Raw genomic sequence first — 25,868 nt, forward strand, 5'->3', positions numbered from 1 at the left:
ACGAATTGCTTGATTCAATTTGTTAAAGAGCGTTTGGTTAAGAGCTTTTCGTCTCAACCGAGGCGCGCATTCTACGCCTTCCTCAGAGCCTGTCAAGCGTTTATTTTGAAGTTTTTTTGCGAGAAACTCGTTTAGCTTCAAACACTTGACTCAACAGGGTGGCTAGCTTTACTTCGCTACCGCGTTGGAATGGTGCGCATTATAGGGCGGCGTTCGAGGAGGTCAACCCTTAATTTCAATGTTTTGAAATATTTATGGCGATGATGCATCAGGGCTACCACGCGCCCCATCAATTGCGCACTATATTGCTCACCACCCACCTCGCCCAAGGATTGCCGCACAGAAATGAACACCCAGCCCCGCAGCCTGGCCGCTACCCTCTTCCCGATTGGCCTGCTGCTTATCGCCATGGCATCGATCCAGTCTGGTGCCTCCCTGGCCAAAAGCATGTTCCCCATCATCGGCGCACAAGGCACCACCGCCCTGCGTCTGGTATTCGCCAGCATCATCATGCTGCTTATATTGCGTCCGTGGCGAGTACGCATGACCACCAACACCTTGCGTAACGTGGTCATCTATGGCATGGCCCTGGGCGGCATGAACTTCCTCTTCTATATGGCGCTGCAAACGGTACCCATCGGCATTGCCGTTGCACTGGAGTTCACCGGGCCGCTCACTGTGGCGATCTTTTCCTCGCGCCGACCGATCGACTTCCTGTGGATTGCCCTGGCCATCGCCGGCCTGCTGCTGTTGCTGCCTGCAGGGCACAGTGGCCAGGCGCTCGACCCGGCAGGTGCTCTTTACGCGCTGGGTGCTGGCGTGTGCTGGGCCCTGTACATTCTGTTCGGCCAGCGAGCCGGGGCCGAACACGGCATCCAGAGCGCCGCACTCGGTGTGGTGGTCGCTGCACTGTTCGTTGCGCCCATCGGTATCGTCCACGCGGGCAGTGCACTGCTCACGCCCGCCATCATCCCCATGGCGCTGGGTGTAGCGATACTGTCCACTGCGCTGCCCTACAGCCTGGAGATGGTTGCCCTCACACGCATCCCGGCGCGTACCTTCGGCACCCTGATGAGCATCGAACCCGCTTTCGGCGCATTGTCTGGCCTGCTCTTCCTGGGCGAGGTGCTGACATTTACCCAATGGCTGGCGATTCTGGCAATCATTACTGCCTCTGTCGGCACCACCCTGTCCATGCGCAAGGAGCCCACCCCAGCCGTCGCGGCAGACTGATATGAGAAATATTTTCATTTGAGACGGGATTAATGATTGTAGCGACCCGTCTCGCTGATTAAGCTGTCACAGAATCATCATCTTGACGCTATCTACTGGACCGAACACGGACGCTGGGGAAATTTCAGGAAGAACCGAAGCGATAACGACAGGGCCAGACGACAGCTGATCGGCCCTGCATTTAAGGACAGGAATGAAACGTATTTTTCTCATCCTGGCCATCTTGGCTATTGCTGGATGTGCCGCCACGGCCAAGACTGAGGTCAAAAGGGGCAAGAAGGGCCTGCATATCAATTGCTCCGGCCTCTCCTCCTCGTGGGACAATTGCTACAGCAAGGCCGCGAGCTCTTGCAGCACGCGTGGCTATCGGGTCATTGCCCGCTCGGGCGACAGCGATGAAGAAGCCGGTGACTACTTGTTCGGCATCAACCCGGCGGGTTACACCAGCCGTAGCATGATCGTCATCTGCAAGTAGAAAAAAGGGCAGCTCACAAGCTGCCCTTTTCATTTGCCGTTACAGCGGCGCGGTACGCGCCTCTAGCCAGACCAAGGCGTCACCCTTGAGCAACGGCGCCAGGCGCTCACGCACATTGGCGTGATAGCGGTTCAACCAGTCCACCTCTTCTTTTGCCAGCTGTTCGGCTAGCAGGCAACGGGTGTCGATCGGGCACAATGTCAACGTCTCGAAGTTCAGGAAGTCGCCAAATGCACTTTTGCCTGCTTCGCGATTGACTACCAGGTTTTCGATACGCACGCCCCATTGCCCTGGGCGGTATGTGCCTGGCTCGATCGAGCTGATCATGCCCGCTTGCATCGCTGTTTGCGGTGCAGGTGCCGCCTGGTAGGCGATTACCTGCGGCCCCTCGTGCACGTTCATGAAGTAGCCCACCCCGTGACCGGTGCCGTGACCATAATCCACTTGATCAGCCCAGATCGGTGCCCGGGCAATGGCGTCGAGCAGCGGCGACAGCAACCCACGCGGGAAAGTCGCGCGCGACAGGGCGATCATGCCTTTGAGTACACGCGTGCAATCCTGCTTCTGCTGGTGACTGGGGCTGCCCACCGGCACCATGCGAGTGATGTCGGTGGTACCGCCCAGGTACTGCCCGCCAGAATCGATCAGCAGCAGCCCGTCTCCCTCGATAACCGCATGCGACTGCTCGGTGGCACGGTAATGCGGCATGGCACCATTGCCATTGAAGGCGGCAATGGTAGAGAAACTCAGCGATACGAAACCCGGGCGCCGGGCACGCGCTGCGCTCAGTTGCTCGTCAATTGTCAGCTCGGTGATTTTTTCACTACCCAGACTGGCCTCGAACCAAGCGAAGAATTCGCACAAGGCAGCGCCGTCCTGCTCCATGACCTGGCGGATGTGCACCAAGTCTTCATCACCTTTGCAGGACTTGCTCAAGGTGGTGGGGTTGATCCCCTCGATCAGCACGACCTCTGCCGGCAGGTTTTCCAGCAGACCACAGGTGACCCGTGCCGGATCCACCAGCAAACTGCTCCCGGCCGGTACAGCACCTAACGCCTTGCCGGCCTCGCTGTAGTTGCGCACCTCGATGCCGTCGACTGCCAGCACTTGGCGCAAGTGCGCGTCCATTTTGTCCTGGCCAACGAACAGGATGGCCTGCTGCTGATTGATCAAGGCGAAGGCCAGGAACACCGGGTTGTATGAAACATCGCTGCCACGCAGGTTGAACAGCCAGGCGATGTCATCGAGGGTAGCAATGAAGTGCCAGTCGGCTCCCTTGGCCTGCATACCCAGGCGCAACTGCGCGAGTTTTTCTGCCCGGCTCACCGTGGCATGCGGCGGCAAATGCTGATACACCGGGTTGACTGGCAAAGCCGGGCGCCCATCCCAGGCCTGCCCCAGCAGATCCTTGTCGGTGACCAGCCGTGCGCCGCGCGCCTTCAGCCGCTCACCCAGTTGACGCGCCGAAGCCAACGCCATGACGGCGCCGTCCACCGCGACACAGCCGTTGAGCTCGACGTTTTCGCCCAGCCATTCCAGTGCCCCGGGCTTGCCCGGCAACAGTTTCATCAGTTCAATGCCACTGCCGGCCAACTCATGTTCCGCCTGCTCCCAGTAGCGGCTATCGACCCACAAGCCGGCAAACCCTGGGGTAACTACCAGCGTGCCGACCGAGCCATGAAAACCCGATAACCACTGACGCCCCTGCCAGTAACCGGGCAGGTATTCGGAAAGGTGAGGGTCGGCCGAGGGTACCAGCAAGGCATCGATGCCCCCTGCCGCCATGGCCTGGCGCACGCGCGCCAGGCGCTGTGGCACGCTTTGCTCAAGGGTGGTCTGGATGTTCATGCGCTCTCCTGCGGCTACATCACGGTTGTTCCAATATGCCGATAATGGAACACCCGCCAAAACCCTGCAATCGCGACGACCAAGACACGGCATGCATTGCCCGCCACGCCCTGTGCCAATAGGAGACTTCCTACAACAGGGCCCGCCGGTATGCCTGAGGCTCCCCCACTTCGCAATGCAGGCCGCCATCGGCGCCGCGCACCAGGCTGCGCAGGGTCTGGTAGGCGGCGAAGTTGACGCCACGTGCCTGATGCTGGCCCAGCAGTTCAAGGAAGGATTCCTCGACGAAATGCACCGCCGCCGCCGCCCAAGCCTGGCGTGACTGCCATTGCAGGTACTGCAGCACCCGGCTGCCATCATCGCTGGCCTGGATGCTGACACCCTGCAATCCTTCGCAGCGTTTGGCCAACTCTTCGCTGCGTGCCACCAAGGCCTGGGCCAGCGCTTGCTGGCACATGCCGGGCACTTCGTATTCGATCATCTGGGTGTACCACAGGGCATGAGGGCTTGCCAACATCGGCGGTCTCCTGGTTACGGACGCATGCAGCGCGAGTCCGGGCAGGTTAAAACCTCAAGTAAAGTCAAGGTCAAGTGGTTTATGTGCGCCCTGACCTGATACCGCAAAACGCCGCCGGTAGTCACTCGGGGTCAGGCCGGTAATGCGCTGGAACACCTTGCGAAACGCGCTCGGGTCTTGATAACCGACACCCCAGGCGATCTGTTCGACATTGCGCCGGGTGAACTCCAGCAAACGGCACGCCCGCCCCACCCTCACCTGCTGCCAGTACTCGGTCGGGCGCAGCCCGGTAGCGGCACGAAAACGCCGCAGGAACGTACGCGCTTCCAAACCGGCACACGCAGCCATGGCGGCAAGGTCGCCTTCTTGCCCGCCATTGCCCTGCAACCAGTGCTGCACTTTAAGTACTGCCTCGTCACCGTGATCCAGGCGCGGGTTGAACACTGCCCCAGGCAGTGGTGCCGCGACCGGGTCGACGGCCAGGTAGCGGGCAGTCTCCCGTGCCACCGTCGCCCCCAGAAAACGCTCCAGCAGGCGCAAGCCCAGCCCGGTCCAGGCCATCAGCCCGGCAGATGTCACAATATCACCGTCGTCCAGCAACGGCTGCTGGGCTTCAACCCGCACTCGGGGGAAGCGCTGAGCAAGTGCCTGCACATAGTTCCAGTGGGTGCAGGCCGGGCGGCCGTCGAGCAGGCCGCTGGCGGCAATGAAAAATACCCCGATACACACCGACGCCAGTACTGTACCGCGGCCGTGCAGCTGGCACAGCGACGCGCGGTGACGTTCGAGCAGCTCGGCTTGCGGGGCCGACTCCAGGCTCGGCGGAATGATCAATACACGCAGGCCCGCCGAAGCCACGACGGGGCTGTCCTGGGCGGCCAGCAGCAACCCGGCCTCATCAACCTGCCAGAAGCTGACGCGCAATGACGGCAATTCGGCGGCTCCCAGTTCGGCCGCAACCCGGTTGGCCACCAGGAACAGGTCGGCCAGGCCATGCACGGCGGCGCGCTGCACGCCGGGGTATAGCAACAGGCCGATGTCCAGGCTGGCAGGGGTGTCAGTTTTTGCCCGCATAGTGTCGTTCGCGCCAATCCTCAGGTTCGTGCACACAGCCTATAACTAACGCCTACCAACGACTACTGCCACAGGAGGCAGCATGAGCAAGCAGGCGCTGATCATCATCGACATCCAGAACGACTACTTCCCGGGCGGCAAGTGGACCCTCGATGGCGCCGACCGGGCGGCGGACAACGCTGCCCGGCTACTGGCTGCGGCGCGCCAACGCGGCGACCTGGTGGTGCATGTGCGCCATGAGTTCGCGAGCGCCGATGCACCATTTTTCGCTCCGGGTTCGCAGGGTGCGGCCATTCACGCCAAGGTCGAGCCAGCAGCAGGCGAGCCGGTGGTGCTCAAGCACAAGGTCAACGCCTTCCTTGGTACCGACCTTGAGCACACGCTGGACCGCCATGGCGTCGAGGCCCTGACCATCGTCGGCAGCATGAGCCATATGTGCATTGATGCCGCCACCCGCGCCGCAGCCGACCTGGGCTATGAAGTGACCGTGGCGCACGATGCCTGCGCGACCCTGCCGCTGGAGTTCGACGGCAAGCAGGTACCGGCGGCGCAGGTGCATGATTCGGCGATGGCAGCGCTGGCGTTTGCCTATGCCAAGGTCGTGAGGACCGATGAGTTGTTGAAAGGCTGATCGGCCCGAGATCTTTGGGGGCTGCGCGGCAGCCCCCAAAACTTGCAGGCTCAAATCACCACATTGCGCACAAATCGCACCGCCACTACACCATCGTTGCGGTAGGCATATCGGCAGTTGCTGGGAAACACATGGAACTGCCCCACCTGCAGGTGATGCTCAGCCCCTTCGATAATCAACGTCAGTCGCCCGTCGGCCACATAAATCTGCTCGCTCCAGCCTTCGGCGTCGGCCTCGCTGGAATAGCACTCGCCCGGCGCCAAGGTCCATTCCCAAAGCTCCACCTCGCGCCGCGCCGGGCTGGTGCCAAGCAACACTGCCCTGCTCTGCAGATGCTCACCCGCCCAGGCCAGCTCTTCGATGCGCCCGGGATCACGCCCGCCGGGTGCCTGAATCAAAGTGCTGAACGCCACACCCAAGGCTTCGGCGATCAGGTCCAGGGTCGTCAGGCTGACGTTTTTTTCCCCTGCCTCGATCGCCACCAGCATGCGCCGGCTGACCCCGGAGCGCTCGGCCAGCGCCGTCTGGCTCATACCGGCAGCGTTGCGCAGGCTGCGCACATTGAGGCTGACATGTTGTAGCACCGACGCTCGGTGCGCGGAATCTTTGTGCACTATATTGCTCACAGGTCGAGATTGCGCAGTATACTGCCCACTTTGCGGCGATTGTGCGCCGCCCCCTCCGAGTGCGCAAGACCATGAGCCAGGCCAGCAACAAACCGACCTCCGCCGTTACCTTTCGCCTGAGCAAGGCTGAACTGGTACTGGTGTTCATCACTATGTTGTGGGGCGGTACCTTCCTGCTGGTGCACAACGTGATGACCGTCAGCGGCCCGATGTTCTTCGTCGGCCTGCGCTTCGCTGCAGCTGCACTGTTCGTTGGTGTGGTCTCGGCGCGGGCGTTGCCCGGGCTGACGTTCACCGAGCTCAAGGCCGGCATGCTGATCGGCGTGTCGATCATGCTCGGCTACGGCTTGCAAACCATGGGCCTGCAAACCATCAGCAGCAGCCAATCGGCGTTCATCACTGCGCTGTATGTGCCGTTCGTGCCGCTGTTGCAGTGGCTGGTGCTGGGCCGACGGCCCGGCCTGATGCCCAGCATCGGTATCTGCCTGGCGTTCATCGGCCTGATGTTGCTGGCCGGACCGGATGGCGGCAGCCTGCACTTCAGCGAGGGCGAGGTGGTTACCTTGGTCAGCGCCGTCGCCATCGCCGCCGAAATCATCCTGATCAGCCGCTATGCCGGCCAGGTCGATGTGCGCCGGGTCACCGTGGTGCAACTGGCGACCGCTTCACTGCTGGCGTTCCTGATGATTGTACCTACCCAGGAGCGCATCCCCGACTTCTCCTGGCTGCTGCTGGGCAGCGCAGTGGGCCTGGGCGCCATGAGCGCGGTGATCCAGGTGGCGATGAACTGGGCACAGAAGTCGGTCTCGCCCACCCGTGCCACCCTCATCTATGCCGGTGAACCGGTGTGGGCCGGAATCGTCGGGCGCCTCGCGGGCGAACGCCTGCCGGGCGTGGCACTGCTCGGCGGCCTGCTGATCGTGATCGCGGTGGTGGTCAGCGAACTCAAAGTGCGCCGACCGCGCGAAGCCACCAGAGCACGCGAAGTGCAGAATGAAGGCGAACGCCAGGCGGGGCTGTGAAGCCGGCAACAGCAGCTATGCTTTGTAAACAAATGTTATAAAAAAACAGCTTGTCACAGCCTGTTTGTAGGATTCTGCGACAGCTTGCGTGTTGGTGATCACCCCCTCGGCACGTATGATCTTTGCAAACTTCTCCAGAATAGGCCGCTATGTCATTGATAGTGCTATTGCTTCTGCCGTTCGTGGGCAGTTGCCTGGCAGCCGTGCTGCCGCACAACGCACGTAACGCCGAGTCCATTCTTGCCGGGCTCGTAGCCCTGGTCGGTACCGTCCAGGTAGCACTGCTGTACCCCCAGGTTGCCCATGGCGGTGTGATTCGCGAAGAGTTCCTGTGGCTGCCCAGCCTGGGGCTCAACCTGGTGCTGCGCATGGACGGCTTTGCCTGGCTGTTCTCGCTGCTGGTACTGGGCATTGGCACACTGGTGTCGCTGTATGCGCGCTACTACATGTCGCCGCAAGACCCGGTACCGCGCTTCTTCGCCTTCTTCCTGGCCTTCATGGGCGCCATGCTTGGCCTGGTGATCTCCGGCAACCTGATCCAGCTGGTGTTCTTCTGGGAGCTCACCAGCCTGTTCTCCTTCCTGCTGATTGGCTACTGGCACCACCGCGCCGACGCCCGCCGCGGCGCCTACATGGCGCTGATGGTGACCGGCGCAGGTGGCTTGTGCCTGCTGGTAGGGGCGCTGCTGCTCGGCCATGTGGTCGGCAGCTACGACCTGGACAAGGTCCTGGCTGCCGGCGACACCATCCGCCAGCATGCGCTGTACCCGGTGCTGCTGCCCCTGATCCTCATCGGCGCCCTGAGCAAAAGCGCACAGTTCCCCTTCCAGTTCTGGCTGCCCCACGCCATGGCAGCGCCCACGCCGGTATCGGCCTATTTGCACTCTGCCACCATGGTCAAGGCCGGGGTGTTCCTGCTGGCACGCCTGTGGCCGGTGCTATCTGGTAGCGAAGAGTGGTTCTGGATCGTCGGCGGTGCCGGCGCCCTCACCCTGCTGCTCGGCGCGTTCGCCGCCATGTTCCAGAACGACCTCAAGGGCCTGCTGGCCTACTCGACCATCAGCCACCTGGGCCTGATTACCCTGCTGCTGGGCCTGAACAGCCCGCTGGCTGCCGTTGCCGCGGTATTCCACATTCTCAACCATGCCACGTTCAAGGCCTCGCTGTTCATGGCCGCCGGCATCATCGACCACGAAAGCGGTACGCGTGACATCCGCCGCCTCAGCGGCCTGATCCGCCTGGTGCCGTATACCGCCACCCTGGCCATGGTGGCCAGCGCCTCTATGGCTGGCGTGCCGCTGATGAACGGTTTCCTGTCCAAGGAAATGTTCTTCGCCGAAACCGTATTCATCAGCTCCACCGCCTGGGTCGAAGCCGCACTGCCGGTGATCGCCACCCTGGCGGGTACCTTCAGCGTGGCCTATGCCCTGCGCTTTACCGTCGACGTGTTCTTCGGGCCGACGGCCCAGGACCTGCCCCATACCCCGCACGAGCCGCCACGCTGGATGCGTGCGCCGGTCGAGCTACTGGTACTCACCTGCCTGGTAGTGGGCATCTTCCCTGCCCAGTCGGTTGGCCCATTGTTGGCCGCTGCAGCGCTACCTGTAGTAGGCGGCACCCTGCCGGAATACAGCCTGGCTATCTGGCATGGCTGGAACGCACCGTTAATCATGAGCCTGGTGGCCATGAGCGGCGGCATCGTGCTGTACCTGTTGCTGCGCAAGCAACTGCGCCTGGGCCGCTTCCCCTACCCGCCGGTGATCGAGCGCTTCAACGGCAAGCGCCTGTTCGAGCACGGGCAGGTTCACCTGATGCTGCTGGCGCGTCGCATCGAGCGCCTGTTCACCACACGCCGCCTGCAATCGCAGCTGTTCATGCTGGTGGTCGCCGCCTTCCTCGCTGGCCTCACCCCCATGCTCTACAGCGGGCTCAGCTGGGGCGACCGGCCGAAGATACCGGGCTCGGGCGTGTTCGTCGCGCTGTGGCTGATCGCCATTGCCTGCGCCATCGGCGCCGCCTACCAGGCCAAGTACCACCGCCTGGCAGCACTGATCATGGTCAGTGTCTGCGGCCTGATGACCTGCATCACCTTTGTCTGGTTCTCCGCGCCCGACCTGGCCCTGACCCAGCTGGTGGTGGAGGTGGTCACCACTGTGCTGATCCTGCTCGGCCTGCGCTGGCTGCCACGGCGTATCGAAGGCGTGTCTCCGCTACCCGGCAGCCTGGAGCGTGCGCGCATGCGCCGTCTGCGCGACCTGCTGCTGGCCGTGCTGGTGGGTGGCGGCATGGCCGTGTTGTCCTACGCCATGCTGACCCGGCCGACGCCCAACGACATTTCTTCGTTCTACCTCAGCCGAGCGCTGCCCCAAGGCGGCGGCACCAACGTGGTCAATGTGATGCTGGTGGACTTCCGTGGTTTCGATACCCTTGGTGAGATCACCGTGCTGGTGGCCGTGGCGCTGACCGTGTTCGCCCTGTTGCGCCGCTTCCGCCCACCCAAGGAGAGCATGCAACTGCCGGCTCAGCAGCGTCAGCTGGCGCCCGACGTGGTCACCGACCTGATCAACCCGCGGCATGCCACCGACACCGCGCTGGGCTTCATGATGGTGCCTGCGGTACTGGTGCGCCTGCTGCTGCCGATCGCCCTGCTGGTGTCGATGTATCTGTTCATGCGCGGGCACAACCAGCCAGGCGGCGGCTTTGTCGCCGGCTTGGTGATGTCGGTGGCGTTCATCCTGCAGTACATGGTGGCGGGCACCCAGTGGGTCGAGGCACAGATGAGCCTGCGACCGCTGCGCTGGATGGGCACCGGGCTGCTGTGCGCAACGCTGACAGGGGTCGGTGCCATGCTGCTTGGCTACCCGTTCCTCACTACTCATACCGCCCACTTGCACCTGCCGTTGCTCGGTGATGTGCATGTGGCCAGCGCGCTGTTCTTCGATGTCGGCGTATACACCGTGGTGGTCGGCTCGACCCTGCTGATCCTCACGGCCCTGGCGCACCAGTCGGTGCGCGCCTACCGCCCGGGCAACCCGGCGAAAACCAGCCAAGCAGGAGCCGCCTGATGGAAGAAGTGATTGCAGTCGCCATCGGCGTGCTGGCCGCCTCGGGGGTGTGGCTGATCCTGCGCCCACGTACCTACCAGGTGATCATGGGCCTGTGTCTGCTGTCATACGGGGTCAACCTGTTCATCTTCAGCATGGGCAGCCTGTTCATCGGCAAAGAACCGATCATCAAGGACGGCGTCACGCAGGACCTGCTGCACTACACCGACCCGCTGCCACAAGCATTGGTGCTTACCGCCATCGTCATCAGCTTTGCCATGACCGCGCTGTTTCTGGTGGTGTTGCTGGCCTCGCGCGGCCTGACTGGTACCGACCATGTGGATGGCCGGGAGCGTGACGAATGAGTGGTATGAGTCAACTGATCGTTGCGCCCATCCTGCTGCCGCTGATAACGGCGGCGGTGATGTTGCTGCTGGGTGAGAAGCACCGGCAGATCAAGGCCAGGCTGAATCTGCTGTCGACCTTCGCGGGCCTGGCCATCGCAGTCAGCTTGCTACTGTGGGTGCGCACCCAGGGCCAGGCAGAGTCGATCGGCGTTTACCTGCCGGGCAACTGGCCGGCGCCATTCGGCATCGTGCTGGTGGTGGACCACCTGTCCGCGCTGTTGCTGACCCTGACCGGGGTCATCGGCTTCAGCGCGCTGCTGTTTGCCCGCGCCCGCTGGGACAGTGCCGGGGCCAGCTTCCACGCGCTGTTCCAGATCCAGCTGATGGGCCTGTACGGTGCCTTCCTCACCGCCGACCTGTTCAACCTGTTCGTGTTCTTCGAAGTGCTGCTGGCCGCTTCCTATGGCCTGCTGCTGCATGGCTCGGGCCGCGCCCGGGTGCGGGCAGGCCTGCACTACATCGCCATCAACCTGTTTGCCTCGTCGCTGTTCCTGATCGGCGCGGCAATGCTGTATGGAGTGACCGGCACCCTGAACATGGCTGACCTGGCGCTGAAGATTCCTCTCGTGCCGGAGGCCGACCGCGGCCTGCTGCACGCCGGCGCGGCGATCCTGGCCATGGCATTCCTGGTCAAGGCAGGTATATGGCCGCTGAACTTCTGGCTGGTGCCGGCGTACGCTTCAGCCAGCGCGCCAGTCGCTGCGCTGTTCGCCATCATGACCAAGGTCGGCCTGTATGCCGTGCTGCGCCTGTGGACGCTGCTGTTCTCCGGGCAGGCCGGGGTCTCGGCACATTTCGGTGGCGAATGGCTGGTATACGGTGGCCTGGTCACCCTGGCGGTGGCTGCGGCATCGATCTTGGCCGCGCAGCGCCTGGAGCGCATGGCGGCCCTCAGTATCCTGGTCTCGGCCGGCACCCTGCTCGGCGCGGTCGGTTTTGCCCAGGCGGCGCTGACCGGCGCGGCGTTGTTCTATCTGGTCAACTCGACCCTGGCCTTGTGTGCGCTGTTCCTGCTTGCCGAACTGGTCGAACGCTCGCGCTCGGCCAATGAGGTACCGCTGGACGAAGAAGAAGACGTGATGCCGCCCCCGCTGGAGTCGCTGCACCCGCCCAAGGGTATCAACCTCGACGACGAGCAGAAGGTGGTGATCGGTCAGATCATTCCATGGACCATGGCCTTCCTGGGCCTCAGCTTCATCGCCTGCGCGCTGTTGATCATCGGCATGCCGCCACTGTCGGGCTTTGTCGGCAAGCTCAACCTGATCAGCGCGCTGTTCAACCCGCAGGGCCTGGGCGTGCCGGCCGAACAACCGCTGAGCCCGGCGGGCTGGGGCCTGGTAGCACTGCTGATCCTGTCCGGCATGGCCTCGCTGATCGCCTTCGGCCGCGTCGGTATCCAGCGTTTCTGGAAGCCGGAAGAGCGCCAGTCACCCGTGCTGCGTCGCTATGAGTGCCTGCCCATCGTCATCCTGCTTGGCCTGTGCATGATCCTCAGCCTCAAGGCCGAACCGTTGCTGCGCTACACCCAGGACACCGCCGCCAGCCTTCAGGCCCCGGATGCCTATATCGAAGCCGTGATGGCCGCACGGCCGATTCCTGGCCCTACCTCGCTCGACGTACAGGTGCAGCCATGAACCGACTGTTTCCCGCACCGCTGCTATCGGTTTCGCTGTTCGGCCTGTGGCTGTTGCTGAACCTCTCGGTCAGCCCCGGCAATCTGCTGCTGGGTGCCGCACTGGGTGTGCTGGCCCCGCTGCTGATGGCACCGCTGCGCCCACAGCATGCCCATGTACGTCGGCCGCTGGTCATTGCCCGGCTGATCGGTCGGGTCGGTATCGATGTGATCGTCTCCAACCTGCTGGTGGCCCGCGGCGTGCTGCGCGCCGGCAAGCAGCCGCCTCGCTCGGCGTTCGTGCACATACCGCTGGCGTTGCGCGACCCGCACGGCCTGGCGGCACTTTCGATGATCACCACGGTGGTGCCCGGCACGGTCTGGTCCGAGCTGGCGCTGGACCGCAGCGTCTTGCTGCTGCATGTGTTCGACCTGGACGATGAAGCGGCCTTCGTCCAGCACTTCAAGGACACCTACGAACGCCCGCTGATGGAGATTTTCCAATGACAGGCCTGCTCGCCAATGCGGTCCTCGCCAGCCTGTTCATCTTCGCCCTGGCCATGGGCCTGGCACTGATCCGGCTGTTCCGTGGCCCGTCCGCCCAGGACCGGGTGCTGGCGCTGGACTACCTGTACATCCTGGCCATGCTGACCATGCTGGTGCTGGGTATCCGTTATGCCAGTGACACCTACTTCGAAGGTGCCCTGCTGATTGCGCTGTTCGGCTTCGTCGGCTCGTTTGCCCTGGCCAAGTTCCTGCTGCGCGGAGAGGTGATCGAATGACCGAAACCCTGGTACTGCCCTTCTGGCTGGAAGTGGTCACCGCCACGCTACTGCTCACCGGCAGCCTGTTCGCCCTGGTAGGTGCCATAGGCCTGGTACGCCTGAAAGACTACTTCCAGCGCATGCACCCTCCGGCATTGGCCTCGACCATTGGCGCCTGGTGCGTGGCGCTGGCCTCGATCATCTACTTTTCGTGGCTCAAGGACGCGCCTGTACTGCACGCCTGGCTGATTCCGATCCTGCTGTCGATCACCGTGCCGGTCACCACGCTCTTGCTGGCGCGGGCGGCGCTGTTCCGTAAGCGCATGTCGAAAGAGCCGGTGCCCGAAGAGGTTAGCAGCGGTCGCGACCGCGGTAACTGAAGGTTGCGCCTCACCCTTGGCTGAGGCGCTGCAGCTCTCGCCGGACCATGGCGACATAAGGCGGCGGGCCGAGCCGGTAGAGCTCACCCGCCACCCAGCTCAGCCAAGTGCCTTGCAGCTCCTCGCGCATGGCCAGCAAACGCTCGGCCTCGGCCACGGCATCCGCCTGATGCTGCCGATGGAAGTCGGCCCGCGAGGCAGGTGCATTGTCAGCGTCAGTCACTCACTGGCCTTGAAGGTGGTCAGTTCACCCTTGCGCCATTTGGCGACCTTGCCGGTCACCGCCTTGAGCAACTTGCCCAGGCCTTCCTGCACTTGCTGCTGTGCGGCGAACACCAGCATGACACCCTGGCCCTCACGGAACACGATGCCCTCGCCTTCCGGCACCGAAACGAAGGCGTAATCGCCCACGCCATACACATTCAACTTGATTTCGCGAAAGCGCATTTCCAGTTTCCCACCTTCGCGGCTGGGCAATACGGCAGCACGGAAGTGGTCGCCAACTTTTAGCTCCAGGCGCTGCTTGTCATCGACCACCAGTGCACTCTCGGTGTCGATTTCGGCCATGTACAGGCCTTCTGGATTCTGTTCGGTGACATAGATGAAGCGGCCCTGGAACAGTTGGGCCAATTTACCGCGCAAGTCGCCCAGGGCGAACAATGCATGGGTATCAAGAGTGCTGACTGCCAATGAAGTAATCCTCAACCGGTTACAACCCGCCCTCACCCAAGCTCGGGGAGGCACGGCCATTTCTTATCGATAGGCGAAAAGAGTAATAAAGCGATATGCGAAATGTCTGTGCCCGCTGACGATGCAGCGTGCAGGAATCTTTACTCTGGTTTGCCAGATTCGCCCTCAAACGAAGGCGTTTGGCTCATTCCCGGCGTGGGAAGCGTGATGCCTGAGATCACTCGCCAGAAAGCACAACCAAGGGAGCGGACCTGCAAGAAGACAAGGCCTGGCATCCCGGTGCGCATTACTGTAGGACAAATATGCCCGAAAACACCGAAACCCGTCGAGAGGCAATAAACATTTTCAGGCAGCCAGCCCTTTCTTCAGTTGCTGCTGCCAGGCGGCCTGGCATTCCAGCGCCTCTTCACGCGAGGCAAATGCAGTACCACGGCGCTCGCCATTGACCAGCACCACCCAGCAGATGCGCTTGCCCAGCGCCTGCAGGGCCGCCGGCACACCCGAACCAATCATCACAGCTACATCGACTCGGCTATTCATCATTCCCTCCGGAACTTAATTAGCACCCTAACGATAAAGCCATGATACGCCTGCGCGTGGCGAGTAAACAGCGTATCCCGGTACAGCAGTGTTACCTGCCGAGCAACAAAAACAGCACCTACGAGAAACACAAAAAGCCCCAGGGATTGCTCCGTGGGGCTTGGCACCGCGCGCGGGGTTATACCTGGCGCTGGTGGCGGTCGAGCTGCTCGTGGCGCTCCTGCGCTTCGATGCAGTACTTGGTGGTCGGGCTGATCAGCAGGCGCTTCAGGCCGATCGGCTCACCGCTGTCATCGCACCAGCCGAAGCTTTCGTCGGTAATGCGGTCCAGGGCCATTTCCAGCTGTGGCAGCAGGCGCTGGTCGCGGTCGATGGCATTGACCAGCCAGCTACGCTCTTCTTCGACCGAAGCCACGTCGGCAGGGTCCGACGGGGTGTCCAGGCCTTCGATGGTGGTGCGGCTGAGCTCGATGCGTTCATGGGTTTCGACTTTCATCGCCTGCAGCAGCTCAGTGAAGAAGGCCAGCTGGTCGGCGTTCATGTAGTCATCGGCCGACATGGCCAGCAACTGTTCCTTGGTCATCGATTTCTCTATGAAAAAATGTGCATATGGGCGATTCATGTGCCGCCGACGCCTTGGCATCGGTAGCGGAATTCTTCAAGCGCCAACCGGCACTCTTTTACAGGGGGCGGCAGTCTAAGGCGCCACGTCGCGTGGAGCAACTGCAAATAGGGCTGAATTTGCTTCAGGTGCTTACAATCCGCTGGCCGGTGCCAGGGAGATAGCGTCGGAGAAGGCTGTGGTGGCATGACGCCGGACCTCTCGAGGCATGCACCTGGAGGCCCGGCCAAAATCCCCAGCCAGTATCAACGGTCCTTGAACTGAGCCTCGCGCTTGGCGATGAATGCCGCCATGCCTTCTTTCTGGTCTTCGGTGGAGAAGGCCGCATGGAAGACCCGACGTTCAAAGCGCACACCCTCGCTAAGGGTGACTTCGAACGCGCGGTTTACGCTCTCCTTGACCATCATGCTCACCGGGATCGATTTGCTGGCGATGGTCGCGGCCACCTTTAGCGCCTCTTCCACCAGCTCCGCCTGCGGCACAATCCGCGCCACCAGGCCAGCACGCTCGGCCTCTTCGGCGCCCATCAGGCGGCCAGTCAGGCACAGTTCCATGGCCTTGGCCTTGCCCACAGCACGGGTCAGGCGCTGGGTACCGCCCATGCCCGGCAGCACACCGAGGTTGATTTCCGGCTGGCCGAACCTGGCGTTGTCCGCGGCGAGGATAAAGTCACACATCATCGCCAGCTCGCAACCGCCGCCCAGGGCAAAGCCAGACACCGCAGCAATGATCGGCTTGCGGCGGTTGGCAATGCGGTCGGCATCGCTGAACAGGTCGTCTACATAGATCTGCGGGTATTGCAGCTCGGCCATTTCCTTGATGTCGGCGCCAGCGGCAAAGGCCTTGGCCGAACCTGTCAGCACCACGCAGCCGATGTTCGGGTCACGCTCCAGCTGATCAAGGGCCTGGTTGATTTCGCCGACAATCTGCGCGTTCAGCGCATTGAGCGCCTGCGGGCGGTTGAGGGTGATCAGGCCGACTTTGCCGTGGATATCCAACAGGATGGTTTCGAATGCCATGCAGTCTGCTCCTTCAAAGATTGCGCGCAATGACCATGCGCTGAATGTCGCTGGTGCCTTCGTAAATCTGGCAAACCCGAACGTCGCGGTAAATCCGCTCCAGCGGGAAGTCACTCAGATAGCCATAACCGCCCAGGGTCTGCAAGGCATCCGAACAGACCTTTTCGGCCATTTCCGAGGCAAACAGCTTGGCCATCGACGCTTCCACCAGCGCTGGGCGCCCGGCATCTCGCAGCGCAGCGGCGTGCAGCACCATCTGCCTGGCCACGGCAATTTTTGTCGCCATGTCGGCCAGGCGGAATGCCACGGCTTGGTGCTCGATCAGCGCCTTGCCGAAGCTTTGCCGTTCGTTGGCATAGTCACGTGCCACTTCGAATGCGGCGCGGGCCATGCCCACAGCCTGCGAGGCAATACCGATGCGACCACCCTCAAGGTTGGCCAGGGCGATCTTGTAGCCTTCGCCCTCCGCGCCCAGGCGGTTGGCCACGGGCACACGCACATTGTCGAAAACGATCTGGCAAGTGTCGGAGGCGTGCTGGCCGAGTTTGTCCTCGACCCGCGCCACCTGGTAGCCCGGCGAATCGGTCGGCACGATGAAGGCGCTGATGCCACGCTTGCCGGCGTCCGGGTCGGTCACGGCAAACACGATCACTACCCCGGCGTTTTGCCCGGAGGTGATGAACTGCTTGCTGCCGTTGAGCACATAGTGGTCGCCCTCCAGGCGTGCGCGGGCCTTCAGGCTGCTGGCATCGGAGCCGGCCTGCGGTTCGGTCAGGGCGAAGGCACCGAGCATCGCACCGCTGGCCAGCGGCGTGAGAAATTGTGCCTTCTGCTGCTCAGTGCCAAAACGCAGGATCGGCACGCAACCTACCGAGTTGTGCACGCTCATGATGGTCGAGCAGGCACCATCACCCGCAGCGATCTCTTCCAGGGCCATGGCATAGGCCACATAACCGGTATCGCTGCCACCCCACTGCTCCGGCACCAGCATGCCGAACAGCCCCAGCTCGGCCATCTCGTCGATGGCCTCTTTCGGGAAGCGGTGTTCCTTGTCCCACTGCTCGGCAAACGGCCTCAGGCGTTCCTGGGCAAAGGCATGTACCGCGTCGGCGATCTGTTGTTGCTCATCAGTTACCAGCATGGTTCACCTCAGTACAGGCATTCGACAGCCATGGCCGTCGCTTCGCCGCCGCCAATGCAGATGGCGGCCACGCCGCGGCGCAAGTTGTTCTGGCGCAGGGCTGACAGCAGGGTCACCAGGATGCGTGCGCCGGAAGCACCAATCGGGTGACCCAGGGCACAGGCGCCGCCGTGAATGTTGACCTTGTCGTGGGGCAGGTCGAGGTGCTTCATGGCCGCCAGGGTGACCACAGCGAAGGCCTCGTTGATTTCGAACAGGTCGACCTCGGCCAGATTCCAGCCGGTGCGTTTCATCAGTTTGTCGATGGCACCGATCGGCGCGGTGGGGAACAGTGCCGGGGTATCGGCGAACGCGGCGTGGCCGTGGATCACCGCCAGCGGCTTGAGGCCACGTTTCTCGGCTTCGGAGCGGCGCATCAGCACCAGCGCGGCAGCACCATCGGAAATCGAGCTGGCGTTGGCTGCCGTCACCGTTCCGCCTTCGCGGAAGGCAGGCTTGAGCTGCGGGATTTTGTCCAGGCGCGCCTTGGGTGGCTGCTCGTCGTCCTTGATGACGCGTTTTTCCTTACCCTCGGTAACTTCCACCGGCACGATCTCGGCGGCAAAGCGGCCGCTCTTGATCGCGTCCTGGGCACGGGTCAGCGAAGCGATGGCGAACTGGTCCTGGGCTTCGCGGCTGAAGGCATTGGCCTGGGCGCAGTCTTCGGCGAAGGTGCCCATCAACCGGCCTTTGTCGTAGGCGTCTTCCAAGCCGTCCATGAACATGTGGTCGATGATCTTGCCGTGGCCCATGCGGTATCCGCCCCGGGCTTTGTCCAGCAAGTAGGGGGCATTGGTCATGCTCTCCATGCCACCCGCTACCACCACATCCGCGGTACCGGCCAGCAGCAGGTCATGGGACATGATCGCGGCTTGCATGCCCGAGCCGCACATCTTGTTCAGGGTGGTGCAGGTGGTGTGTTTGTCCAGCCCGGCACCCAGCGCCGCCTGGCGCGCTGGTGCCTGGCCCAGGCCGGCCGGCAGCACGCAGCCGAACAGCACCTGCTCGACACTGGCGGCATCGATGCCGGCGCGCTCAACGGCGCCACGAATGGCCGCGCTGCCCAGTTGCGGCGCGGTCAGGCTCTTGAGGTCGCCCTGCAGACCGCCCATGGGCGTGCGCACGGCGCTGACGATAACGATCGGGTCATTGGCGAGGGTCATGTTCGCTCTCCTTACTTGGCAGCCATGCGCAGTGCGCCGTCGAGGCGGATCACCTCGCCGTTGAGCATGCTGTTCTCGATGATGTGACGGGCCAGTGCAGCGTATTCCTGTGGGCGGCCCAGCCGCGGCGGGAACGGCACACCGGCAGCCAGCGAAGCACGCACCTCTTCAGTCATGCCGGCCATCATCGGCGTTTCGAAGATGCCTGGGGCGATGGTCATCACGCGGATGCCGAAGCGCGCAAGCTCACGGGCAGCCGGCAAGGTCAGGCTGGCGATCGCGCCCTTGGAAGCGGCGTAGGCGGCCTGGCCAATCTGCCCGTCATAGGCGGCAATGGACGCCGTATTGATGATCACGCCACGCTCGCCCCCCTCATCCGCAGCCCCTTCGGCCATGGCCGCGGCAGCCAGTCTCAGCAGGTTGAAACTGCCGACCAGGTTGACGTTGATGACCTTGGCGAAGCTGGCCAGGCCATGGGGGCCCTGCTTGCCCAGCACCTTCTCCGCACCAACGATGCCAGCGCAGTTGACCAGCCCATGCAGGCTGCCAAAGGTGCTGACAGCCGCATCGACAGCCGCCTGGGCCGCCTGCTCGTCACTGATATCAGCCACGGCGAAACGGGCATTGTCACCCAGTTCGCGGGCCTTGGCCTCGACAGCCTGGGCATTGAGGTCGACCAGCATGACCTTGGCACCGGCCTCGACCAGCATCTGCGCAGTGGCGGCCCCCAGCCCGGAGGCGGCGCCGCTGACGATGAAGTGTTTGTTGGCAATCCGCATGATCGGTTTCCTTTCAGGCGCTGGCAGGGGTGGCCTGTTGCGCGTTTTGTTTGGCGACTTCCTGGTTGCGCAGGATGAAGCGTTGCAGCTTGCCGCTCGGGGTCTTGGGCAGCTCGCTGACGAATTCGATTTCCCTGGGGTAGGCGTGCGCGTACAGGCGCTGGCGTACATGCTGGCGCAGGGTTTCTTCCAGCTCGGCACTGCCGTTGTAACCACCGGCCAATACCACGAAGGCTTTGATCAGCTCGGTGCGCTCCGGGTCAGGCTTGCCGATCACCGCCGCCTCAATCACCGCCGGGTGCTCGATCAGCGCGCTTTCCACATCGAACGGGCCGACTCGGTAGCCAGAGGTGGTGATCACATCATCGCTGCGGCCGACGAAGCTGATGCTGCCGTCCTGGTTCAACTCGACGGTGTCGCCGCTGAGGTAGTACTTGCCAATGAAGGACTTGGTCGGCAAGCCGTGGTAGCCATCGAACCAACACAACGGCGATTGCTCGCGGTCGACAGCAAGGATGCCTGGCTGGCCGGCCGGCAGTTCGTTACCCTGCTCGTCCACCACCACGATGCGGTGGCCAGGGATGGCAAAGCCGGCCGAACCCAGGTGCACCGGATGCTTCAGGCCATGGTGGTTGCACAGCACCATGCCCAGTTCGGTCTGGCCGTAGTGATCGTGAATGGTCACGCCCAACTCGTCGGAAAACCAACGGATCACTTCCGGGTTGAGCGGTTCGCCGGCACTGCTGACCACCCGCAGGCGGCCCTTGATGGGCGCCGAGAAATCATTGCCCGCCGCAATCAGCAAACGGTACGCGGTGGGCGAGCCGGCCAGGTTGGTGATGCCCAGCTTGTCGATCACCCGGGCGCAGCTTTCAACACTGAACGGGCCATCGTAGAAGGTGGTGGCGTGCCCCAGCGACAACGGGCCGGTAACGGCGTAATACAGGCCGTAAGCCCAACCTGGGTCAGCCAGGTTCCAGAAGTTGTCCTCAGGAAGCAGTTCGATGGCATCGCGCATGTAGCCCTGGAACGCGACAATCGCACGCAGTGGTACTTCCAATGGTTTTGCCGGGCCGGTGGTACCAGAAGTGAACATCAGCAGGAAAGGATCGTTGCCTGAGCGCATCACCGGCTCACATACATCCGCTGCGCGTTCCAGGCATTGCTGGAAGTCCAGCTCACCGCTACGGGCCCTGACTGTGATGATGGTCGGGCAGGCGTGCACATCGTCCAGCTTGGCGCGGTTCTGGCTGTCGGTGACGACCACTCGGGCGTGGGATTGCTCAAGCCGATGCTCGATGGCCTTGGGGCCGAACGCCGTGAACAAGGGCTGGTAAACCGCCCCCAGGCGCCAGGTGGCGAGGACGGTGACAAGCAGTTCGGGAGTACGCGGCATCAATCCGGCTACCCGGTCTCCGGCCCCCACCCCCTGCGCCTTGAGCACATTGGCGAAGCGGGCCGCCTGCGCCTTGAGCTGATCGAAGCTGTAGCGCGCGCTGTTGCCATCGCGGTCTTCGTAAATCAGCGCCAGCTTGCCGTTTCCGGCATGCCGATCACAGCATTCGACACAGGCATTGAGGGCTTCGAGGTTGCCATGCAATGCCGCCGTAGCGGCCTTGGCATGGTCGAACGCACGGGCGGCCTCGGCGTAATCGCGCATCGTCAGACTCCTGGCTTCTTGTTTTTGGAGTTAAACCATCGGTCCAACGATGTTCGCGCCGCTCAAGCGCGGCGGCAATGGCCAAAGCTGTCAATCTGGATGACCGGTTTGGCCGCCTCTCGTTACCCCTGCCCGCGCTCGGCTGCGCGCAGGTAAGACTGGGTGAGCGCCGCGACCAGGCGCTCGATATCGACGCCCTGTTGCTCTCGTAGTTGATCCAGCTGCTGCTCAAGGGCCGTCGGCGACAAGGCAGGCCGTTGAGCCTGCAGCCGAAGCGTGCGCTGCGTGTAGTCTGCACGGATGGCATCAAACATGCGGCCATGCTGCTGGCGCAGGTAACGGTTCCAGAACGCCCGCTGACTCAGGCTATCGGTCAGATTCTCGATGGTCTGCACATGGTTAACCCGCCGAAATGCATCCTCTATCCGGGCCTGGGCAAGCGTGACAGCATCGGGATAGCGCATGGCGTACGGCTGACCAGGCAGCTGCAAACGGCTGCGAAGTCGTACCCTGTAGGCAAGTCCCAATGCCAATTCATCAACGGGCTCACCGGTGGCCAGACGCTGCCGGTAATCCTGACGGGCAATCCCCTCCACCTGATCCAGCCGGAACAGTTGCCGGCCCAGTTCCAGCAGCTGGTTGCTGCTTTCAGGATTGACCGCGTTAGCTTCAGCCTGCGCCTGCCTGGCCTGTACCTGCAATTCACTGAACCGGCTGGCGACAGCATCCGAACACGACAGCGGCGCGTCAGCCCATTCGAAAATTCGCCGGCAGAGCACGGGGTCGTTGTCCAGCGCGCCAAGCAATGCCCATACTCCGTCAACCAGCGCAACCCGTCCTTCGCCAGCGCCTGTGTAGTCAGCCGTCATTTCCAGGCGAGCCAACAACCTGAAGAACCCACTGCTATTCGCTTGCGCCAGCAAACGCTGCCACACGGCCTCTCGCGTCGTCCGAACCGCCGCGTCCACATGCTCTGCCAAAAGCGTGCGAGTCCGGGCCAGATCAAATGTCCATGACGGCTCAGGCGAGTGCCGATGCTCCTCGATCACATCGAGTGCGTAAAACCTGCGTTGTTGCATGGACGACAAGGGGTTGCGGTCTATCAGAATGGCACGCCGAAACGCATGAGGCATCTGCTGGATTTCAGCCGGTACCTCACGCAATTGGTTGTCGCGCAGGTCAGCACACTCAAGCAGGCCACACAGCTCCAGGCGTCGCGGCCAGGCGCCGAGACGGCAATGGCGCAGGTTCAGGTTTCCCAGTCGGGAGAGTTGATGGAAGCTCATGTCCAGCGCTTCCAGCCGGTTGTAGCTGAGGTCAAGATGCGTAAGGTTTGGCAGCCCATGCAGAATACCGATTGCCTGGGCATCGAGTCGTATCAGGTTACGCGCCAACCTGAGCGTTTGAATACCTGGAAGGTACGCAAGCCCCGTCGGCATGTGCATCAAACCGTTGTTGTTGAGATTCAGGTGCGTCAAGGCAGTGAAGGGACGAAGGAAATCGACCGGAATGTCAGTGACCAAGGTGTCGTTCACGCTGAGCACGGTAATGCGATGGAAGTCGATTTGCGGTGGTAGTGCCGGCAGCGTGCGCAAGTGCAAACCGCTCAGCGACAAGCGCTGCCCCTGTGCTTGCTCTTGGCCGGTCGAGACAGGCTCGCCCTGCAGTCGCCAGGCGCGCAATATGCTATCGGCCGTCAACCTGCGTGCGGCTTGCCGCCCCTCCTGCAGCTCGGCACTGACCCAGCGGTTCAGGTGTTGCATCAGCTGATCATGGTCATCCTGCAACACCACCAGGCGCTCCAGCACGGGCTGCGAGCCTGCTTGTAAACGCGCCAGTTCCACGTCCAGCGCGGCCTCATCCAGGCCAGGATAAAGCGATCGTAGCTGGTTACGAGCGATTGCCCGCTCATCGCGGGGGGCAGCTGAAGAGCGGCCACTGAGCGTGTAGCCCACCCGCCCATCCTCCAGGCGACGCCCTGGATTGAACCAGGCACCCTGCTCCGGCCAATCGAGCATGCGTGCAATAGCCCAATGGGATCCGGGTAACCGCTCCAGAAGCTGCGCACGCAGTTGGCCTGCCAAAGCACTGCCCGCCAACTGCATCGCCGTCCGCTGTTCAGACGTGAGGGCGGCAACGAGTGCCTCGAAGATACAGCCAGGTTCGCCGGGCGGAACCGCTTGTTGCTCACCCAACCCGTTGTAGATCTGAAACCTGCCTTCATGGCGGACCAGTACCCTTTCCGCCTCGCTCTGCCCGCCGCTACCAAGGTGCTTGACAGACCGCCCATCAAACGCGCTGTCACGCAAGTCGATGTCGAGCTGGTCAAGCTCGAAGGTATCCAGCAACGCAAGGGCCAGCTCGCCGGTGACGTCGCTATAGGCTGTGCTCAGATACAACCCGGCCAGCCCCCGGTTCAACCGCGCCAGGCGCAGGAGCGAACGGGCGTGCTTCGCGCACGACAAAGGCAGGCGCTGCTCGACCCGCGCCATTTCGTGCTCAAGCTCACCTGCCTGGCCGGCCAGCTCGTTTATGTAGGCGGCCGGCAGGCCAGGGAAGTCCCGTTTGACCAACAGGCTCAAGGGACCTTGCACAAGCGGCTGCTCTGTCAGGTGGGCAAACAGCTGCGGGCGCAACTCGGCCTCGTGCGCCAGTAACGGCTCCAGCCCCACCCCAACGTCTGGCCGGCCTTCACTCCAGGTCAACAGCTCACTGTCGGATGGCATCAGTGCCTTCAGCCGAACGCGCTCGAAAAATGTCTGAATACGCGCATGTGCCTGGAAGGCGCGCAGGGTTTGCCCGAGGTTCACGGGAGCCGGTCGGTTCTCCACCAGCACCCCGCGCAACTCATCTTCATCCATATCGGCGACCCGCAGTATCTGCTCGGCCTGATGCACATCGACAGAGGGATGCTGTGGCCACAAAGCATCCAGCATGCGCGCAGGGTCCTGCCAGCCAAGCGGTTGCTCGCGCATCAGGCGCCAGCCACGCTCACCGTTGTGCAACACGACCGGCCCGTAGCCACCCTCACCCGCTGCATGACGCAAGCGATAGGGGCCGCCAGCGATCGGCTGATGCACTTCGTGATAGCGCCCGTCGATACGGACCCAGCGACGCTCATCCTCACCATAGCGTCCCTCCTCCAGCAGACCGATAGAGCCTGGCATGGAACGATAATTCGCGGCATCGAAATGCCATAGCCGACCCCGCCCATTCCCAAGGCTTACCGGCTCCAGGCTCGCGACGAACGCACTGCGCACATAACTGACACCCGCCACGGTCGCAGCCGTGGACGCCAAGGTCTCGGCAACCCCTAGCAAATGCTCCAGCGCTTCATGTTGGTGCCCCCTCGACCAGTCCCTTATCCCTTCGAACACTTCCGAGCACGTCTGGGCAACCAACTGACCCAATAACAAGGCGCCCACGACAGGAACGAACAATCCGGCAAGGTTTATCACGTCCAGTCCTGCAGCCTTCCATTGCGCGTGCCTGGCGCTTAAGACCTGGCTATCAGCGTCGCAGGTTGGTACCAGCAACAAGCGGGCATCATGCTTGACCCTTTGCACTTGCCGGGTCGCCAGTTCCGTGAAAATCCCCCCGCCCGGTGCCGTGCTTTCAAGCGCCAGGTCCGGTAGTGCGTCCTTCAGGCGCTTGCCAAGGGTGCTGACGAAAGCTGCACGGTGCTCGATGCTGATCAACTGCGTGAAGTACTGCCAGTACGATGGCTCCTTCAACAGCGATGCCAGCATGCTGTTCATGGCGGGCGCATCGTCGAAGAAACGCAGCGCTTGCCGAGGATCACTTGCCAGGTAAAGGACGATGCCCCGTTCATTCCCTGCCTTGTCACGCAGGTGAATCAGCAAGCCATCAGCCACAGGTTGCCCTAGCGCCTCCAGCAGCATGGGTTCACCCGTTAATCCTTGCTGTCGGTGCGACTCACCGTGGTCCACCACCTCACGCAAGGCGATCTGTACATCGGCGTTTATGTTTCCCTGCAAAGCTGCAATTTCGGTGGCCAGTTTCAACCCCGAACGTTTGTCTGCAGCCAGCATCGCTTGAGTAGCCGGATGAAAGATCCTTTCCAGCTCGTCCTGATATTTCTGGCCAACGTCCAGATCGCGACAAGCCGCTATCAATGCGTCCAGCGATGCATTCAGGGGCTTATCGCTGCCGGGCAGAACCAGCCCGGTACCTGTGTAGTAGCTTGTATTCGCAGCGAAGTTGCGCATCAGCCGCAGCAGCCCGTTTTCACGTGTCTGGCTGTACGCGTACGTCTGCTGCAATGTGCCTGGCAGTGTGCCGAAGCGCGGAGCAACGCTCAGCCATTCGAGCTGGGCAAACGCCTGCCCATCAGGCAACGGTGCATCCAGCAGTGCCACCAGGTGCTTCTCGGCAAACGGCTGGAGCGGCAGTAGCTCGAGCGTGAGCCCACGCAGGCGCGCCTGGCTGGCATGATGCGCATTCAGGCTGGTACGCAAGGTATTGATCTGGCCCTTTGAAGCGCGCTTGAGCCACTCAGGTAATCTGGCAGCCATGAATTGATCGTGGCCAGTCGCGTTGGTGGTCATGGTTGGTTCCCCAG

General features: G+C 62.5%; 24 protein-coding genes. 10 read left to right on the plus strand and 14 right to left on the minus strand.

The window, feature by feature from the left end; genetic code table 11:
• The first annotated feature begins 345 nt into the window (after positions 1 to 345).
• Positions 346 to 1,233: a threonine/homoserine exporter RhtA gene (gene rhtA / locus QQL85_RS19485; RefSeq protein WP_284356382.1), complete on the plus strand. Its 888-nt coding sequence runs from the start codon at positions 346 to 348 to the stop codon at positions 1,231 to 1,233.
• A 193-nt stretch (positions 1,234 to 1,426) separates the two neighbouring features.
• The gene (locus QQL85_RS19490) at positions 1,427 to 1,708 is read left to right on the plus strand and encodes a hypothetical protein (RefSeq protein ID WP_016714998.1); all 282 of its coding nucleotides are present in this window, start codon (positions 1,427 to 1,429) and stop codon (positions 1,706 to 1,708) included.
• A 39-nt stretch (positions 1,709 to 1,747) separates the two neighbouring features.
• Here the strand turns inward: QQL85_RS19490 and QQL85_RS19495 are convergent, their stop codons facing one another.
• The 3 genes from QQL85_RS19495 to QQL85_RS19505 form a co-directional block, all read right to left on the minus strand.
• On the minus strand, positions 1,748 to 3,556 hold the full coding sequence (locus tag QQL85_RS19495; RefSeq protein WP_284356383.1) for an aminopeptidase P family protein: 1,809 nt from the start codon (positions 3,554 to 3,556) through the stop codon (positions 1,748 to 1,750).
• Between the two features lie 130 nt (positions 3,557 to 3,686).
• Positions 3,687 to 4,073, minus strand: a complete 387-nt coding sequence (locus QQL85_RS19500; RefSeq protein WP_284356384.1) for an antibiotic biosynthesis monooxygenase — start codon at positions 4,071 to 4,073, stop codon at positions 3,687 to 3,689.
• Between the two features lie 54 nt (positions 4,074 to 4,127).
• Positions 4,128 to 5,147: a GlxA family transcriptional regulator gene (locus QQL85_RS19505; protein WP_284356385.1), complete on the minus strand. Its 1,020-nt coding sequence runs from the start codon at positions 5,145 to 5,147 to the stop codon at positions 4,128 to 4,130.
• 82 nt (positions 5,148 to 5,229) lie between these two features.
• On the opposite strand from QQL85_RS19505, the gene QQL85_RS19510 reads away from it, so the two are divergent.
• Positions 5,230 to 5,778 (plus strand): cysteine hydrolase family protein, encoded by a 549-nt coding sequence (locus QQL85_RS19510; RefSeq protein WP_284356386.1) that lies wholly within the window; start codon positions 5,230 to 5,232, stop codon positions 5,776 to 5,778.
• A gap of 50 nt (positions 5,779 to 5,828) precedes the next feature.
• Here the strand turns inward: QQL85_RS19510 and QQL85_RS19515 are convergent, their stop codons facing one another.
• A complete protein-coding gene (locus QQL85_RS19515) occupies positions 5,829 to 6,392 on the minus strand; it encodes a helix-turn-helix domain-containing protein (protein WP_284356387.1) in 564 nt (187 codons plus the stop codon).
• A gap of 83 nt (positions 6,393 to 6,475) precedes the next feature.
• Between QQL85_RS19515 and QQL85_RS19520 the strand changes: the two genes are divergently transcribed.
• The 7 genes from QQL85_RS19520 (at position 6,476) to QQL85_RS19550 (ending at position 13,633) form a co-directional block, all read left to right on the plus strand.
• Positions 6,476 to 7,426: a DMT family transporter gene (locus tag QQL85_RS19520; RefSeq protein ID WP_284356388.1), complete on the plus strand. Its 951-nt coding sequence runs from the start codon at positions 6,476 to 6,478 to the stop codon at positions 7,424 to 7,426.
• 149 nt (positions 7,427 to 7,575) lie between these two features.
• Entirely contained in the window at positions 7,576 to 10,491 is a 2,916-nt protein-coding gene (locus tag QQL85_RS19525; protein ID WP_284356389.1) for a monovalent cation/H+ antiporter subunit A, read from the plus strand.
• Complete coding sequence (locus QQL85_RS19530) at positions 10,491 to 10,835, plus strand: Na+/H+ antiporter subunit C (RefSeq protein WP_003250128.1); 345 nt, start codon at positions 10,491 to 10,493, stop codon at positions 10,833 to 10,835. The genes QQL85_RS19525 and QQL85_RS19530 overlap by 1 nt, the downstream gene beginning before the upstream one ends.
• Positions 10,832 to 12,511 (plus strand): monovalent cation/H+ antiporter subunit D, encoded by a 1,680-nt coding sequence (locus QQL85_RS19535; protein WP_284356390.1) that lies wholly within the window; start codon positions 10,832 to 10,834, stop codon positions 12,509 to 12,511. Before QQL85_RS19530 ends, QQL85_RS19535 begins: the two co-directional genes overlap by 4 nt.
• Positions 12,508 to 12,996 carry a Na+/H+ antiporter subunit E gene (locus QQL85_RS19540; RefSeq protein ID WP_284356391.1) on the plus strand — a complete coding sequence of 163 codons (489 nt, stop codon included), beginning with the start codon at positions 12,508 to 12,510 and terminating at the stop codon, positions 12,994 to 12,996. Before QQL85_RS19535 ends, QQL85_RS19540 begins: the two co-directional genes overlap by 4 nt.
• Complete coding sequence (locus QQL85_RS19545; protein WP_003250109.1) at positions 12,993 to 13,271, plus strand: K+/H+ antiporter subunit F; 279 nt, start codon at positions 12,993 to 12,995, stop codon at positions 13,269 to 13,271. Before QQL85_RS19540 ends, QQL85_RS19545 begins: the two co-directional genes overlap by 4 nt.
• Complete coding sequence (locus tag QQL85_RS19550; RefSeq protein ID WP_284356392.1) at positions 13,268 to 13,633, plus strand: Na+/H+ antiporter subunit G; 366 nt, start codon at positions 13,268 to 13,270, stop codon at positions 13,631 to 13,633. Before QQL85_RS19545 ends, QQL85_RS19550 begins: the two co-directional genes overlap by 4 nt.
• Before the next feature lie 10 nt (positions 13,634 to 13,643).
• Here QQL85_RS19550 and QQL85_RS19555 read toward each other — a convergent pair whose 3' ends face one another.
• The 10 genes from QQL85_RS19555 to QQL85_RS19600 form a co-directional block, all read right to left on the minus strand.
• Positions 13,644 to 13,856 (minus strand): hypothetical protein, encoded by a 213-nt coding sequence (locus QQL85_RS19555; protein WP_284356393.1) that lies wholly within the window; start codon positions 13,854 to 13,856, stop codon positions 13,644 to 13,646.
• Positions 13,853 to 14,323, minus strand: a complete 471-nt coding sequence (locus QQL85_RS19560; RefSeq protein ID WP_060500527.1) for a hypothetical protein — start codon at positions 14,321 to 14,323, stop codon at positions 13,853 to 13,855. The genes QQL85_RS19555 and QQL85_RS19560 overlap by 4 nt, the downstream gene beginning before the upstream one ends.
• 345 nt (positions 14,324 to 14,668) lie before the next feature.
• Complete coding sequence (locus QQL85_RS19565) at positions 14,669 to 14,863, minus strand: hypothetical protein (protein WP_284356394.1); 195 nt, start codon at positions 14,861 to 14,863, stop codon at positions 14,669 to 14,671.
• A gap of 178 nt (positions 14,864 to 15,041) precedes the next feature.
• Positions 15,042 to 15,446 (minus strand): TraR/DksA family transcriptional regulator, encoded by a 405-nt coding sequence (locus tag QQL85_RS19570; protein WP_012271506.1) that lies wholly within the window; start codon positions 15,444 to 15,446, stop codon positions 15,042 to 15,044.
• A gap of 284 nt (positions 15,447 to 15,730) precedes the next feature.
• Positions 15,731 to 16,504: an enoyl-CoA hydratase gene (locus tag QQL85_RS19575; protein ID WP_110740400.1), complete on the minus strand. Its 774-nt coding sequence runs from the start codon at positions 16,502 to 16,504 to the stop codon at positions 15,731 to 15,733.
• A gap of 13 nt (positions 16,505 to 16,517) precedes the next feature.
• Positions 16,518 to 17,645, minus strand: coding sequence for an acyl-CoA dehydrogenase (locus QQL85_RS19580; protein ID WP_284356395.1), 1,128 nt, complete (start codon positions 17,643 to 17,645; stop codon positions 16,518 to 16,520).
• 8 nt (positions 17,646 to 17,653) lie between these two features.
• Positions 17,654 to 18,847 carry an acetyl-CoA C-acyltransferase gene (locus tag QQL85_RS19585; protein WP_284356396.1) on the minus strand — a complete coding sequence of 398 codons (1,194 nt, stop codon included), beginning with the start codon at positions 18,845 to 18,847 and terminating at the stop codon, positions 17,654 to 17,656.
• An 11-nt stretch (positions 18,848 to 18,858) separates the two neighbouring features.
• Positions 18,859 to 19,626, minus strand: a complete 768-nt coding sequence (locus QQL85_RS19590; protein WP_284356397.1) for an SDR family NAD(P)-dependent oxidoreductase — start codon at positions 19,624 to 19,626, stop codon at positions 18,859 to 18,861.
• Positions 19,627 to 19,639: 13 nt separating this feature from the next.
• The gene (locus QQL85_RS19595; protein ID WP_284356398.1) at positions 19,640 to 21,286 is read right to left on the minus strand and encodes an acyl-CoA synthetase; all 1,647 of its coding nucleotides are present in this window, start codon (positions 21,284 to 21,286) and stop codon (positions 19,640 to 19,642) included.
• 122 nt (positions 21,287 to 21,408) lie between these two features.
• Positions 21,409 to 25,854, minus strand: a complete 4,446-nt coding sequence (locus tag QQL85_RS19600; protein WP_284356399.1) for an NEL-type E3 ubiquitin ligase domain-containing protein — start codon at positions 25,852 to 25,854, stop codon at positions 21,409 to 21,411.
• Positions 25,855 to 25,868 lie beyond the last annotated feature (14 nt).

It is taken from the genome of Pseudomonas putida (assembly GCF_030159595.1).
GTDB classification, from domain to species: Bacteria; Pseudomonadota; Gammaproteobacteria; order Pseudomonadales; family Pseudomonadaceae; genus Aquipseudomonas; species Aquipseudomonas putida_AC.

Coding starts and splice junctions, on each gene's coding strand:
- rhtA (WP_284356382.1), top strand. CDS start 346: ATGAACACCCAGCCCCGCAGCCTGGCCGCTACCCTCTTCCCGATTGGC.
- QQL85_RS19580 (WP_284356395.1), bottom strand. CDS start 17,645: ATGCTGGTAACTGATGAGCAACAACAGATCGCCGACGCGGTACATGCC.
- QQL85_RS19490 (WP_016714998.1), top strand. CDS start 1,427: ATGAAACGTATTTTTCTCATCCTGGCCATCTTGGCTATTGCTGGATGT.
- QQL85_RS19530 (WP_003250128.1), top strand. CDS start 10,491: ATGGAAGAAGTGATTGCAGTCGCCATCGGCGTGCTGGCCGCCTCGGGG.
- QQL85_RS19585 (WP_284356396.1), bottom strand. CDS start 18,847: ATGACCCTCGCCAATGACCCGATCGTTATCGTCAGCGCCGTGCGCACG.
- QQL85_RS19590 (WP_284356397.1), bottom strand. CDS start 19,626: ATGCGGATTGCCAACAAACACTTCATCGTCAGCGGCGCCGCCTCCGGG.
- QQL85_RS19505 (WP_284356385.1), bottom strand. CDS start 5,147: ATGCGGGCAAAAACTGACACCCCTGCCAGCCTGGACATCGGCCTGTTG.
- QQL85_RS19570 (WP_012271506.1), bottom strand. CDS start 15,446: ATGACCAAGGAACAGTTGCTGGCCATGTCGGCCGATGACTACATGAAC.
- QQL85_RS19595 (WP_284356398.1), bottom strand. CDS start 21,286: ATGCGCGATTACGCCGAGGCCGCCCGTGCGTTCGACCATGCCAAGGCC.
- QQL85_RS19575 (WP_110740400.1), bottom strand. CDS start 16,504: ATGGCATTCGAAACCATCCTGTTGGATATCCACGGCAAAGTCGGCCTG.
- QQL85_RS19525 (WP_284356389.1), top strand. CDS start 7,576: ATGTCATTGATAGTGCTATTGCTTCTGCCGTTCGTGGGCAGTTGCCTG.
- QQL85_RS19510 (WP_284356386.1), top strand. CDS start 5,230: ATGAGCAAGCAGGCGCTGATCATCATCGACATCCAGAACGACTACTTC.
- QQL85_RS19495 (WP_284356383.1), bottom strand. CDS start 3,556: ATGAACATCCAGACCACCCTTGAGCAAAGCGTGCCACAGCGCCTGGCG.
- QQL85_RS19500 (WP_284356384.1), bottom strand. CDS start 4,073: ATGTTGGCAAGCCCTCATGCCCTGTGGTACACCCAGATGATCGAATAC.
- QQL85_RS19550 (WP_284356392.1), top strand. CDS start 13,268: ATGACCGAAACCCTGGTACTGCCCTTCTGGCTGGAAGTGGTCACCGCC.
- QQL85_RS19600 (WP_284356399.1), bottom strand. CDS start 25,854: ATGACCACCAACGCGACTGGCCACGATCAATTCATGGCTGCCAGATTA.
- QQL85_RS19565 (WP_284356394.1), bottom strand. CDS start 14,863: ATGAATAGCCGAGTCGATGTAGCTGTGATGATTGGTTCGGGTGTGCCG.
- QQL85_RS19540 (WP_284356391.1), top strand. CDS start 12,508: ATGAACCGACTGTTTCCCGCACCGCTGCTATCGGTTTCGCTGTTCGGC.
- QQL85_RS19535 (WP_284356390.1), top strand. CDS start 10,832: ATGAGTGGTATGAGTCAACTGATCGTTGCGCCCATCCTGCTGCCGCTG.
- QQL85_RS19545 (WP_003250109.1), top strand. CDS start 12,993: ATGACAGGCCTGCTCGCCAATGCGGTCCTCGCCAGCCTGTTCATCTTC.
- QQL85_RS19520 (WP_284356388.1), top strand. CDS start 6,476: ATGAGCCAGGCCAGCAACAAACCGACCTCCGCCGTTACCTTTCGCCTG.